Consider the following 12,775-nt stretch of genomic DNA (forward strand, 5'->3'; position numbering starts at 1 on the left):
ACAAACAAATGCTGGAAACACTAACAGAAATCAAGAAAATATATCAACTTCCGGAAAGCGAATACACAGGATTTTCAGAAAAAGAGCTACTTTCGGCAGAAAAACGCTTGAACATCACATTTCCGAAGGCTTTTCGGGAATATTATCTGCAAATGGGCAAGACTGAAAGCATTAACCAGTCGCATAACTATTTATTTTCTCCTGAAAAAATAGACTTTGACGGAGATTTTCTCTGCTTTTATGAGGAAAATCAAGGTGTTGCTTATTGGGGAATTCACAAAAACGATTTGCATTTGGATAATCCGCCTGTTTGGGGAAATTACGGTTCTGAAATACAGCCTAATTGGGTGTTACAAACCGAAAAAACTTCTGATTTCTGGCTTTATATGGCAATCTACAATGGCGTTTTGGGCGGACTTACCTATAATGCCAATGCGTTGGGAAGTATTTTTTCAGAAGAATCATATCTCAGCCCTGAAGTTGTAACATATGTCCGAGAAAATTTCAAAAAAATTGAGGAAATCAGCTTTGTTGAGCAAGAAATTTTTCAAAATCATTCAGCGGTTATTAGTATCAGTTTCAAAGTTGAAGATAATCGGCAAGAGCAAGCAACGGCTTTGTTCTTAGGAAGCTCAAACCAAGAGGAATTTGATGATTTGCTGGACACTTTGGAGGATTTAGGCTTGCAATGGTCATATATTTCCTACGAAGATGATGATAATTGGGAAGACGAAGAATAAATTTTTATCAAAGCGAGTATTTTTATAATCAAAAAACAAACAATTATGTTCGGAAAATTTTTCAATAAATCAAAAAAAGAAGAAAAACCCTTCCAAGGAGGATGGAATGAGGAAGAAGGTGTGTACTATGCCAAAGGCTCCTACGATAATGAGGTAGAATACAATAATGAAATCATTTGTATCATCAATAAATGTGATTACAATATGGAAGATATGAATGAAGCGATGGATGATAAAGATTACGTTCGTGCCGAAAAAGTCAGGCTACAATGGAAAAAAGATTTACAGCATTACATAAACGAAGTAAAACATCTTGGAGCGTACAAGGGAGATAATTCTTTTATTGAAGCCGCCATTAAATTCTTCCGGTTTTATGACGAACTGATGGATAACGGTTATAAAATTCTTATACAACTACGAGCTGAAGGCAAACGAGGCACACCTGAAGAACAAGCCCAGCTGAAAGAAAACAACAAACGTATTCAAAAGAATATGGACAAACTGAATCGTTTCAGCGATGAATTCCTTGAACGACACGGCTACGAAGATGACGACGATGAAGATGATGATTACGATGAACAAAATCCGGTAAATTACAGCGGATTTGTTAATCCGTTTATGAATATAACACACGATGCCAATAATCCGTTATTGCAACCCATCCACGGAGTTTCGCTTCAGGATTATGCTGCTGCCGCTGCCAATATGGCAAACGGAATGACCGATGAGCAAGTTTGTAAAAGGTTAGGCATTGAACTTCCGTTATGGGACGAAGCCAATCAGCTTTGGATAAAACGAATGCAGCAAGACACCTCTTTTACTGTGATGTCGCTTTATGGGCAATACTTTGGTCAAGCTCATTCTCACCCGAAATTTGGTAAACAAGCCAACAATCAACCAAAAGATGATTATCTCACACGAATTTCCACCGATGAAAAGTTCTATTACGAGCTTTGCGGAGCAAGGCAAGCCGCATACGAAGCAGGATTAGATGGAGCACAATGGATTGAGGACAATTACGGAATTTCACTTGGTGATTTTCAAAGTGTGGCAATGAAATGGATGAGCAATATGATTAATATGCTTCCGTATCAGCAGCAAAAGCAAAAAGAATACGCCAAAAAATTCGCTGAAGAAAGCGGAGGCAATATCGCCGATGACATCGAATTTTAAGCAAACATAAAAACAGAACGCTTTTGGAGGTAAAAGTGTTCTGTTTTTAGTTTATTTTAAAAAGTTTTCACTCAAAAACAAGCAAAAGAAATCCTTAAAAATAACAACTCTATCCTTTTAATCTCACCTTCAATCATTAAAATTATGACGATGATTACCTCATTTTGTTTTTTCACAAAAATTTGTTAATATTCAGTATTTCCGTTGATTTACTCTTTTATTTCTTAAAAAACAAACGTACATTTGCGAGCGTTTTAAAAAAATATTGAATGATGAGAAAGAGATTTTTATGCGGAATTTTAATTAGTGGTTTATTTTTAACTTCTTGCGAAAAGGAAAAAGACAATCCTGAACCAAAAAAACAACAACAAACAGAAAATCCTACCTTAAACCGAAAAGGTGAAAGAAAAATAAAAGAAATACAAGCCGTTTCTACAAAGTACTTTTATGATGACGAAACCCAATCGGAGATTTCAGTAAAAGAAAATTATGAAACATACTTTACTTACACCAATAACCAAATAACAAACGTAGCAGTCACTAAAAATAACGAGCAATTCTATTCTTCTGAAATTAGCTATCAAGGTGAAAACATCTTTGCTAAAATAACCGAAGATGAACAAGAAAGAAATATCACCCTTTCATTAAACGAAAAAGCGAACGTCACTAAAAGAGAATACAAAGAGGAAGATTCATTGTACGTTTCCGAGTTTGGTTACAATGATAAAGAACAGTTGATAAGCAATTCGCCTTACAAATACCATTGGGACAATGAAAATATGGTTAAAGTAACCAATGGAAAGGAAACTATCAATTATACTTACTACGATACGGAAAATAAAAATCAATTTTTATTAACTTTCTTTATAAATGATGATTGGGCTTTAGGATACTTAAACTATTTTAAAGATTTATATCCGTTTAATTGGGGAAAACCATCTAAAAATTTGGTAAAATCAATCGTAAAAGAAGAAAACAATGCTGTAAAATATAGCAAATCGGAACGGGATTTTGAATATGTTTACGATAATGACTATATCACAGAAATAAAAGAAAAAAGATTTTTGCATTATTACTCAAAACAGATAAAAGAAAGCAAATTTACTGACAAGGATAGTGAAAAAATCAGCGAATTGTGGGAAGAAGTTCAGGAAACTATGCAACAAATTGATGATTTCACAGAAAGAGGACGCAGATATCAAATCCTTACAAATTCCAGCTTAGGAAATGTTCATCAATTTGTGGTTGTTATCCGCAGGCACGAAAGAGGAAACATAAACGGAAGTGACTACGTTCCGTATGATGAAATAGAAAAATACGATTTCTCGTACACACAAAACGAAGACGAAAAAACATTCACTTCTCTGACAAAAATTCACACGACAAGCACTACCAATGTTCAAAAAGCTGAAACTACATACAAAATTATTTATGAATAATAAAAATGCGACCTGAATCAGGTCGCATTTCTTTTTAAGTGTTTCTGTTTACTGTTCTTTTGAATTTGAATCCTTTGAATTCTTTCTCTTATCCCTTGCCCCGCTTCTGCGTTTTACAGCGGCATTGTTATCTTCAATGATTTGTGCCACAGTGGCCGAAAAACTACCGTATTTATCGGCATTTACTAATTGCACTGCTATAAGATAAGGCACTAATTTGGTGTTGATAACAGTAATCAGCACTTTTTTAAGCTCCGAAGCTGTGGGCTTTTGTGATTGAGCTACTAACGTTTTCTCGTACTCCAAACGCATTTCGTTGAAGTTTTTTTGGGCATTGCGAAGCTCCGAAATACATTCCGAAACCCCTACAAGTGTTGAAATATCGCTTTCCAATTCCGTAGCAGAGAAATCTTGTAAAAGTGATTCAGTAAGCGATGATTGATTAGCATAACTTTCACGCGTAATTGATACGCCATATTTTGAAAATACCTTATATAATTTCTCTCCTGCTTCCTTCAGTTTCGGAATAGGCATCGACTGATAACCTTTTAATATATTGTTTAATGAACGAATCATTTTACCACGTGCATTATCAACCTCTTCAAGTTTTGAAACAATTACATCACGTTTTATAGCCTCTATAATTTGTTCCGAAAGTGTTTCAATTTCCTCAAAGAGTGAAACTAAAAAAGCATCATCAGCAAAAGATGTTTCTTTCTTAAAAAGCACTACCAATCGCTCAGAAACATCTCCTATTTCAGTAGTTTTAGATGTTGTAAATAGTTTTTTCATCGGTTATACAAATTTTAAAGTTAAATAATTACTAATTAGTTCATTACAAACTTAATAAAAATCCTTTTTAAATGCAATACGCTTTAATGTTAATTCTCTTTTCTTTAACTTTTATGATTATCTTTTCGTTAAAATTTTCTATAGATTGCTTGTAACCTTAACGAATTGCTATGAATTTCATTTAAGAAGAAAAATAAATCGAAATCATTCAGTTACATTCTTCTATTTTTCTGATTTGGCTTATTACTAAAACTAAATTTATAATTACTTTCAAAATTTCAGCAAGAAGATTATTTTCTTTCTTAGTTTAGCTTTTAGTTTAGCATTTTTCAATTAGTCAAAACTTGCTTCACTTTGTTTTTTACTTTTAACCATTTAGTTGAAACGTACTTCTGAATAATCTTACTTTTGACTATTTAATTAAAATATAATTTTATTTATTTTTCAGTTTTGACTATTTAGTCAAATATAAAATTCATTTGTTTTTATGTTTTAACTATTTAGTTAAAATGAGAATCTGTATTGATTTGACAAAAAACTAAATTTTCTTTTAAGAATCATTTTTTGAGTTATTGATTATTGGTTTTATTTTGTTTACTTTTGTAGCGTTATTATTCATTTCATTTTAAACTATGAAAAAAATCTACTTTATTTTTATATTTTTATTTTCTTTTATGATTATGCACGGACAAAATGAGCAAAAAGAAATTCAGTCGGTAGTAAGTAAATATGATTTTGATACGACACTAAATCGTTTATTGAAATCTTTGGAAGAAAAACAACTAACTGTTTTTGCAAATTTTGACCATCAACAAAATGCAAAGGAATCAGCAATGGAAATGCCTAAAAGCAATGTGATTGTATTCGGAAATCCGAAAGTAGGCACTTTTTTAATGCTTGATAATCCTGATATTGCTTTAGAATTGCCTCTAAAAATTGCCGTAGTAGAAGATACCAATCAAAAAACATCTCTAATTTTCACTAATGTAAAACTTTTAGCTAATAAATATTCTTTAAAAAATACTGCTATTTTAGAAAAGATGCAAAAACTGATGGAAACTATCATCATTGAGGCTTCCGGAAGAGAGAAAATCTGTCAATAATAACAGAAAAGCATAAAAACTAAATAATAAAGCTCAGAAAATAATTTTTTCAAACACACATTTAATAAAAAAATCCCGAAAACATATTGTATCGGGATTTTTTGTTGCATTTTCTTTTTAAAGTAGTAAAGTATGAAGCATTTTTGGTTTAATTGCTATCTTTTTCGAGCTGAATTAAAAATATTAGCTTTAATTTTTATATAGAAATACGTCAGTTCGAGTGTTTTTCTGTAACATTTTTATTTCTCTCAAACTGAATTAAAAGTATTAGATTTAATTTTCACAAGAAAACACATCAGTTCAAGTATTTTTCTGTAACATTTTTATTTCTCTCAAACTGAATTAAAAATATTAATTTTAATTTCCACAAGAAAACACATCAGTTCGAGTATTTTTCTGTAACAAAGTGAAAGAAAAATGTATCGAGAACCGAAAATCACTTCTCGATACGATTTGCTTCATTGCATTTCACAAATCACTCGAAGTAACAAACGTATTTCAAGTCTTAAAACAATTCTTTTTCGTTTAGAAATTAATGTCTTCTATCTGAAAAAACAGAAAAATCTTTTCCTTTTTTGATAATTCTTTACAGATAATACTCTGCCAGTAGTACTCCAATGGCTAAAACAATTAAAATAAGCATTAATGGCATCACAAATCGCAGCCATTGCTTGTAATTGAGGTTTACCATAGCCAACGAAGGCAAAATCAATCCGGTTGGAGTAATAAAACTCATCAATCCCATTCCGAACAAATATGCATTTACCACACTTTGTCCTTCTACTCCCACAACCGACGCTAATCCGCCCATAATAGGCATCGTCACTACCGCCATTCCTGATGAAGAAGAAATAAATAAAGTAAGTATCACAAAGATAAACATCAATACTGGCAAGAACAACACCGGCGACATTCCGCTTACCAAGTTCGACGAATAATATAATATAGTATCCGAAATTTGCCCGTCATTGAGTATAAAAGTAACCCCTCGAGCAATCCCGATGATGAAAGCCACGCCGAGTAAATCTTTCGCTCCCGTCAAAAAGTGTGCGATGGACTGTTCTTCGCCTGCACGCTGCAAAACCGCAATGATTACCGAAGCGACTAAAAACAAAGCCGTCATTTCCTGAAACCACCAGCCCCATTGCGATACTCCAAGAATCATCACCAAGAAAGACAAGCCAAAAACAATCAATAATAACTTGCTTGACAGTTTCAGCTGCTCAACAGGAACTGCTTTTTCATTGTGCAACGATTCGGGAAGTGAAGCACCATATGCTACCGAGGCTTGCGGATTGCGTTTTACCTTTTCCGCATAACGAATAATGTAAACCAAACTAATTACCGTTGAAAGTACAAGCATTACAAGCCGAGTTACCATTCCGGTTGTCCAATCTACTCCCACCGCATCCGAAGCAATAATGACCGAGAACGGATTCACTGTAGAAGCCATCGTCCCCACACACGAACCCAGATAAATCACAGCTAAAGGCACCATCAAATCGTATCCCGCAGCTAAAAACACAGGAATAAGCATCGGATAAAAGGCAAGTGTTTCTTCCGCCAAACCGAAAAAAGTTCCTCCCAAAGCGATGAGCGTAAAAACTAAAATAATAAGGATTCCTTCCTTGCCTTTAAGCCTATAAGCCAAATAACCAACGCCTTCATTAAGCGTTCCGGAACTGTTAAAAATACCGATAAAGCCCCCTAAAACCAGCACGAACAAAATGATATCAATAGTATCATAAATCCCTTTGATGGGTGCATAAAGAATTTCTAAAAATCCTTGAGGTTTGGCTTCATCTTGCTTGTATGTATTTGGGATAGAAACCGGTTTTTTGATTTTTCCTTCTTTAAACTTTTCAACACTGATGGAAATGTTTTTTTCGGTCAGGGTTTCTTGTGTAGCTGGCAGAGTTTGTGTTTCTCCCTTTGAACTTACAACAAATACATTCTGAACACTATCGTAAGAAAGCGTATCATACTTCCCCGAAGGCAACAAAAAAGTTAATCCTGCCGCAATTACAATAACAATCATCAGCACCGTGTAAGGTGTAGGAAATTTTAAAAACCGTTTCATATAACTAATCATTTAAAAGAGCAAAAATAAACAATTTTTTAATGTTTTGTCATATCTTTTTTTAAAATAATTTTAACAGAAACTTCTTTTTATATGATTTTGTACTTCAACCAATTAGTAGATATATTCTCCAAATTGATTTTACTAATAAATGAAATTGTAATTGTTTATTTAATTCCGTTTTTGGCAGAAAATTATCTTTAATAAAGTTACTTCCGTTATTAAAATAAAAAAATAGAAAGCCTTTGGTTTAAAAAACACAATGTGGCTTTCTATAAGTATTTGTATTTCGGTATGTTTACAAGGTTTGGAACAAGAAATGAAGCGAAATTTCTCTTCCTTTACTTGAGTTCTCAGCGTTTTTATTAAAATTCAAACAGCGACACTCCTACCCCGATGGTTGTTTGTTTGTGATTATATTCGATAAGTGAATCGCCATATCCGTGAGAAACCTGCGCGAATAGCCTCAATCCTGAATTAAAGCGATGTGTGTAAGTGAACTCTGCAAACCCTCTGTTTTTCTTAAAATTAAGGTTGTTACGATATGTAAGATGAAATATATTACGTGATGTACTGTAATACACGTTAAATTCAGAACGTCCGATATAATTTTCTATTTCCGGATTATCGTCTTCATCATTTTTCTCGGAAAATCTTCTCCAGAAATTAGCCAAGAAAATGAATTCGTCCCATTCAAAGGCTGTCATCAATATCACCCTATTCCAACTGCGAGAATATAATTGTTCCTTTCCGTTAGACTGATGATTAACCGACAGACCTAACATTCGCCATTTGAAATCCCCGGCAGAAAGGTTCAAAGGCATTATGTACATTATTTCGGGTTCATAATTGATTTCACGGAAAGGGCGTGAAAGTTCGGAATTAAACACTTGCCAGTAAGCTTGTTGCGTGAAACCAACCCAAAGATCACCTTTGCCCCAAAGAACGTCTTGCCAAATTTTGGTTTTTATACTTACTTGGAACTTTGCTTCTACATTTTGATAGTCCTGATATGGTGGGTTTCCTCTGTTTGAGTTGAAATTCACCGGCTGACGATTGAATTTGTCCGTCCACCGAAACGGAATTACGTACATCGGTTTGTAGGAAGTCGGTCGGAACATTCCCTTTTGGTCTTCATCACTAATTTCAAACATTTGCGAAAGAGTACGCCCCAAACGTCCGTGTTTTACCTCTTTAGTAGGTGATTCAGGCTGAGGTAACTCTGTTTCCTGAGCATAACTAACCAAAATAGAACCAACAATTAAAAACAACGTAAAAAGTAATTTTCTCATTTTTTAAATTCTGTATTTTCTTAAACATTAAAAACAAAAAATATATCTAATTCCTTTTTGCAGAAATAGATATTAAGCGGGCAAATATAGTTTCATTTTTGATTTTTGGCAATTTATCAAGCCTTTCACCTAACTTTTTTAATAAAAGTGAAAAAATCACTCTCTTTTTAAAACAAGCCACGACCAAAATCTCTTGATTTTGGTCGTGGTTTTCTTTATTTTTGTTTTTTGACCTTCCGAAAGCTCACCACAAATCCGACAACGGCCACTATTATTCCGAATATTAACGAATAAAAAACTGCTCCGAGTGGCATAAAGACACGTACCTCTCCATCAATTATTTTTACTGGAGGGGAAAGCCACATCAAAAAATTATACGACAAATACACTATCAAACAGAACGATAAAACACTTATTACCAATGAAATAAGAATCCTTTTGAGCATTTTTTCTTCTTTTAAAAATAAAATCGTTTTTAATGCAACAAGGTCATAATTCTTCCTAAATCAGCATCTTCTATCTCTGTCAGAATAAAACCGCCAATGATCACTCCTACTCCTCCGCCTGCCACAGCCGTCATTCCTCCTTGACGCTGAATGAAAAAATACTTCGACATCCCATTGAGTTTCACTATATTTTTGTTTTTATTGACAAAAATGGCAACTTCTTGGTCGCAATCCGCAAATTCTTTTCTGATAGCTTTTTCTTTGTAGGTTACTTTTTCGTATATATCTCCCTCAATTTCAATATCTACTGAAAAAGTCAAAACTGCTCCAAACTTTGGAAAAATAATATTTACGGCACAACTTTCATCGAATTGCGAACGGATTTCCGTTAAATTTTCGTTGTAATACAACTCCCCTTCTACATAAAAAGAATGTCCTTTCTTTGCAAAACCAATTTCAGATATTTCAAACAAATTACCACCATTTGCGTTGGCAAAATCGGTTATCTTTCTTTTGATATTGCTCAACTCAGCGTTAAAATCCTCTCTTAACACAAAACTCCCTATCTTTTTGGATTGATGTTGGATATTTTCTGTTTTGCCAATAAACGTTATGTCGTTTATTTTTCCAACTTGGCTTGTGTTTTTAGTTCCACCATCTAACTTAACAGAACTGCAAGATGCTAAAAAACAGAACAATACAAAGCTAATAAAAAGGTAAAATTGATTTTTCATATTCTATTCTATTTTGGTTATTAATAAAACAAAGGCAACGAATTTCATTGCCTTTGCGTAAATTATTATTTCTCTTCAATTTTCGCCCAAGTATCTTTTAGTCCAACAGTTTTATTGAACACCAATTTTTCAGCGGTTGAATCAGGGTCCAGACTGAAATAGCCCAATCGCTGAAATTGAAAACCTTCGCCCACTTTGGCTTCTTTCAGGCTCGGCTCTACGTAAGCGGTGGTAATTTTGAGCGAATCAGGATTTACGTACTCCAAAAAGTCCTTTTCTTGGCGGTCTGGTTCTGCCTCGGTAAAGAGGCGGTCGTAAATTCGTGCTTCTGCCTCCACAGCGTGAGGAACTGATACCCAGTGCAATGTACCTTTCACTTTGCGTTTACTCGCCTCCGTTCCGCTTCCGCTACGGCTCTCGGGGTCGTAGGTGCAGTGAATTTCGGTGATGTTGCCGTTTTCGTCTTTTACAACACGCTCAGCCTTAATAATATACGCGTTTTTCAGACGTACCTCGCCTCCTAATTTCAATCGGAAAAATTTGTTGTTGGCTTCCTCTCGGAAATCTTCTCGTTCGATATAAATTTCTCTGGAAAAAGGCACTTTTCGGAATGTTAAAACTTCTTCTTCTGGATTATTTTCCGCATCAAGCCACTCTTCTTTTCCTTCTGGATAATTGGCAATCAACACTTTAACAGGGTCGAGCACTGCCATTACGCGATTGGCTTTTTTGTTTAAATCTTCACGAATGCAAAACTCCAACAACGAAACATCAATCAAGTTTTCGCGTTTGGCAATTCCGATAGTGTCAGCAAATTTTCGGATAGATTCAGGCGTGTAACCCCTTCTGCGTAAGCCCGATATGGTAGGCATACGAGGGTCGTCCCAGCCCGAAACGTGCTTTTCATTAACCAATTGCAACAATTTTCGTTTGCTAACAATGGTGTGCGAAAGGTTTCGGCGAGCGAATTCACGCTGTTTGGGGCGAACCAATTTTTCATCATAAATTTGGTCTAAAAACCAATCATATAGCTCGCGATGAGGTAAAAATTCGAGTGTACAAATGGAATGTGAAATTTGTTCCAAATAGTCGCTTTCGCCGTGAGCCCAGTCGTACATAGGATATATACACCACTGATTTCCAGTACGATGATGCGAAGCGTGCATAATTCGGTAGATAATCGGGTCACGCATCAACATATTGGGCGAAGCCATATCAATTTTTGCCCGAAGCACATATTTTCCGTTTTCAAATTCACCGTTTTTCATTCGCTCGAAAAGCTGTAAATTCTCCTCAACGGAAGTATTTCGGTACGGACTTTCAGTGCCTGCTTGCGTAGGAGTTCCTTTCTGCTTGGCGATTTCTTCGGAAGTTTGCCCGTCCACATAGGCTTTTCCTTGTTTGATGAGCTGAACCGCCCAATCATACAATTCTTGGAAGTAATCGGAAGCGTAACACTCTCTGTCCCACTCAAATCCGAGCCATTCCACATCGCGTTTGATGGCATCAACGTATTCTTGCTCTTCTTTGGACGGATTGGTATCGTCAAAACGCAGATTCACAGGCGATTTATATCGCAATCCCAAGCCGAAATTCAAACATATTGAACTGGCGTGTCCCACGTGAAGGTATCCGTTAGGTTCGGGCGGAAATCTGAAACGCAACTTACTGGAAGAAAATCCGTTAGCCAAATCTTCTTCGATGATATTTTCGATAAAATTATTTGATTTTTGTTCTTTTAATTCCTCTGACATAAATTTCTAATTTGAAGCTACAAAGTTAAAGATTTTTTGAAAATTAAACGTACACTCAATGTAAGGTTTTTATTTTTCAAGCGTTATTTTGCCAAATAACTGAGAGAACGAATCCGTTCACGGGCTACTTTTTCAATTTTGGAAATATTTTCTGCGGAAATAATTTCAACCTTATAGGAAACGAAAACTTCGGTTTTGTCTTTTCTTTCATATTTGCCAATTTTCAATGTAAATCGAATGTAGTTTTTGTCTATATTCACTTTTATTTCATCGGTAAAAAGTTCCCACATATAGATTTTCACATCTCCTTTTTTGTAATGAATAAGCCTTGTGGGCGTTCCTACAAAATAGCCTCCTTCGCTGAAAATCATAAAAATAGCTGACACAAAAACCCATACACCTGCAAGCGAAAATAAACTTCCTATAATCAACACAGGCAATCTACTCTCAGAAAGAAGTGTTTTAATGCTGACTTCTTCGTATTCTCCTCGAAGAAGGGCAAATAAATCCATTTCGATATTTAAAACAAAAAGACCTACTCCGCTAAAAATCAAACCCATAACAAATGATATAATCACATTGCTCCAAGTGGCACTTCGTTGGGAAAAACTAAGAAATTCCACATTTTCACCATTAATTACATAATTCAGTGACCGAGGTATTGTTCCTTTCATTGTTAAAATACAAATTTGTTAATATCTTTATTTTCGGTAATTCGCTGACGAGAAATTCGTTCTATTTCTAAAATGTTATCCGCTGAAAACAAATTAATTACATCACAAATCATATACATATTAACTCCTTTTTCTACCTTTCGATTGCTATGCAGAAAAAAGGTAATATAACGCTTGGAAGGGTTCATATCAACATTTCCTGTAAAATCAACCCACGGATATATTTTGGCAGTACCTTTTTTGTAATGAATTAAGCGTGTGGGAGTTCCAACAAAATGACCTCCGTTTTGAAAGAAAGAAACCACTCCCCAAACTAACAATGTTACCCCTATAAGTGCAAAAATAATATTTACACTATCGAAAATATTAAAATCTCTTTTTGAACTGTCAAAATATTTTCCTATTTCTGAGACCAATATCAAAAAAATCCCTACAAATATATATAAAAACGAAGCTATTAGAGGCACTTTCCGCTCAGCAAACACATAAAAATCAATGGTTTCGTCTCCGATAGTGGAGCGTAATTCATTTAAAATTGTTTGTTTCAT

Annotated in this window: 11 protein-coding genes; 4 read left to right on the top strand and 7 right to left on the bottom strand. The window is 34.6% G+C overall.

What is annotated here, in order from left to right:
• The first annotated feature begins 8 nt into the window (after positions 1-8).
• The 3 genes from CGC58_RS05410 to CGC58_RS05425 all read left to right on the top strand — a co-directional run bounded on the left by CGC58_RS05410 (position 9) and on the right by CGC58_RS05425 (position 3,352).
• Positions 9-740, top strand: coding sequence for an SMI1/KNR4 family protein (locus CGC58_RS05410; protein ID WP_095895652.1), 732 nt, complete (start codon positions 9-11; stop codon positions 738-740).
• Positions 741-785: 45 nt separating this feature from the next.
• On the top strand, positions 786-1,913 hold the full coding sequence (locus CGC58_RS12810; RefSeq protein WP_198540761.1) for a DUF6620 family protein: 1,128 nt from the start codon (positions 786-788) through the stop codon (positions 1,911-1,913).
• A gap of 269 nt (positions 1,914-2,182) precedes the next feature.
• Entirely contained in the window at positions 2,183-3,352 is a 1,170-nt protein-coding gene (locus CGC58_RS05425; RefSeq protein WP_157909202.1) for a hypothetical protein, read from the top strand.
• A 48-nt stretch (positions 3,353-3,400) separates the two neighbouring features.
• On the opposite strand, the gene CGC58_RS05430 is transcribed toward CGC58_RS05425, so the two are convergent.
• Positions 3,401-4,144 carry a DUF6261 family protein gene (locus CGC58_RS05430; protein ID WP_095895654.1) on the bottom strand — a complete coding sequence of 248 codons (744 nt, stop codon included), beginning with the start codon at positions 4,142-4,144 and terminating at the stop codon, positions 3,401-3,403.
• Positions 4,145-4,776: 632 nt separating this feature from the next.
• Between CGC58_RS05430 and CGC58_RS05435 the strand changes: the two genes are divergently transcribed.
• Entirely contained in the window at positions 4,777-5,247 is a 471-nt protein-coding gene (locus CGC58_RS05435) for a DUF302 domain-containing protein (protein WP_198540762.1), read from the top strand.
• A gap of 586 nt (positions 5,248-5,833) precedes the next feature.
• Here CGC58_RS05435 and CGC58_RS05440 read toward each other — a convergent pair.
• The 6 genes from CGC58_RS05440 to CGC58_RS05465 all read right to left on the bottom strand — a co-directional run bounded on the left by CGC58_RS05440 (position 5,834) and on the right by CGC58_RS05465 (position 12,775).
• On the bottom strand, positions 5,834-7,327 hold the full coding sequence (locus CGC58_RS05440) for a YfcC family protein (protein WP_095895655.1): 1,494 nt from the start codon (positions 7,325-7,327) through the stop codon (positions 5,834-5,836).
• A 365-nt stretch (positions 7,328-7,692) separates the two neighbouring features.
• A complete protein-coding gene (locus tag CGC58_RS05445) occupies positions 7,693-8,619 on the bottom strand; it encodes a phospholipase A (protein WP_095895656.1) in 927 nt (308 codons plus the stop codon).
• Between the two features lie 475 nt (positions 8,620-9,094).
• Positions 9,095-9,799 (bottom strand): hypothetical protein, encoded by a 705-nt coding sequence (locus tag CGC58_RS05450; RefSeq protein WP_095895657.1) that lies wholly within the window; start codon positions 9,797-9,799, stop codon positions 9,095-9,097.
• A gap of 65 nt (positions 9,800-9,864) precedes the next feature.
• Positions 9,865-11,553 (bottom strand): glutamine--tRNA ligase/YqeY domain fusion protein, encoded by a 1,689-nt coding sequence (locus CGC58_RS05455; RefSeq protein ID WP_095895658.1) that lies wholly within the window; start codon positions 11,551-11,553, stop codon positions 9,865-9,867.
• 83 nt (positions 11,554-11,636) lie between these two features.
• The gene (locus CGC58_RS05460; protein ID WP_095895659.1) at positions 11,637-12,227 is read right to left on the bottom strand and encodes a hypothetical protein; all 591 of its coding nucleotides are present in this window, start codon (positions 12,225-12,227) and stop codon (positions 11,637-11,639) included.
• A 2-nt stretch (positions 12,228-12,229) separates the two neighbouring features.
• Positions 12,230-12,775 carry a hypothetical protein gene (locus CGC58_RS05465; protein WP_095895660.1) on the bottom strand — a complete coding sequence of 182 codons (546 nt, stop codon included), beginning with the start codon at positions 12,773-12,775 and terminating at the stop codon, positions 12,230-12,232.

This window comes from Capnocytophaga stomatis (assembly GCF_002302635.1).
Classification (GTDB): Bacteria; Bacteroidota; Bacteroidia; order Flavobacteriales; family Flavobacteriaceae; genus Capnocytophaga; species Capnocytophaga stomatis.

Coding starts and splice junctions, on each gene's coding strand:
- CGC58_RS05410 (WP_095895652.1), top strand. CDS start 9: ATGCTGGAAACACTAACAGAAATCAAGAAAATATATCAACTTCCGGAA.
- CGC58_RS12810 (WP_198540761.1), top strand. CDS start 786: ATGTTCGGAAAATTTTTCAATAAATCAAAAAAAGAAGAAAAACCCTTC.
- CGC58_RS05425 (WP_157909202.1), top strand. CDS start 2,183: ATGATGAGAAAGAGATTTTTATGCGGAATTTTAATTAGTGGTTTATTT.
- CGC58_RS05430 (WP_095895654.1), bottom strand. CDS start 4,144: ATGAAAAAACTATTTACAACATCTAAAACTACTGAAATAGGAGATGTT.
- CGC58_RS05435 (WP_198540762.1), top strand. CDS start 4,777: ATGAAAAAAATCTACTTTATTTTTATATTTTTATTTTCTTTTATGATT.
- CGC58_RS05440 (WP_095895655.1), bottom strand. CDS start 7,327: ATGAAACGGTTTTTAAAATTTCCTACACCTTACACGGTGCTGATGATT.
- CGC58_RS05445 (WP_095895656.1), bottom strand. CDS start 8,619: ATGAGAAAATTACTTTTTACGTTGTTTTTAATTGTTGGTTCTATTTTG.
- CGC58_RS05450 (WP_095895657.1), bottom strand. CDS start 9,799: ATGAAAAATCAATTTTACCTTTTTATTAGCTTTGTATTGTTCTGTTTT.
- CGC58_RS05455 (WP_095895658.1), bottom strand. CDS start 11,553: ATGTCAGAGGAATTAAAAGAACAAAAATCAAATAATTTTATCGAAAAT.
- CGC58_RS05460 (WP_095895659.1), bottom strand. CDS start 12,227: ATGAAAGGAACAATACCTCGGTCACTGAATTATGTAATTAATGGTGAA.
- CGC58_RS05465 (WP_095895660.1), bottom strand. CDS start 12,775: ATGAAACAAACAATTTTAAATGAATTACGCTCCACTATCGGAGACGAA.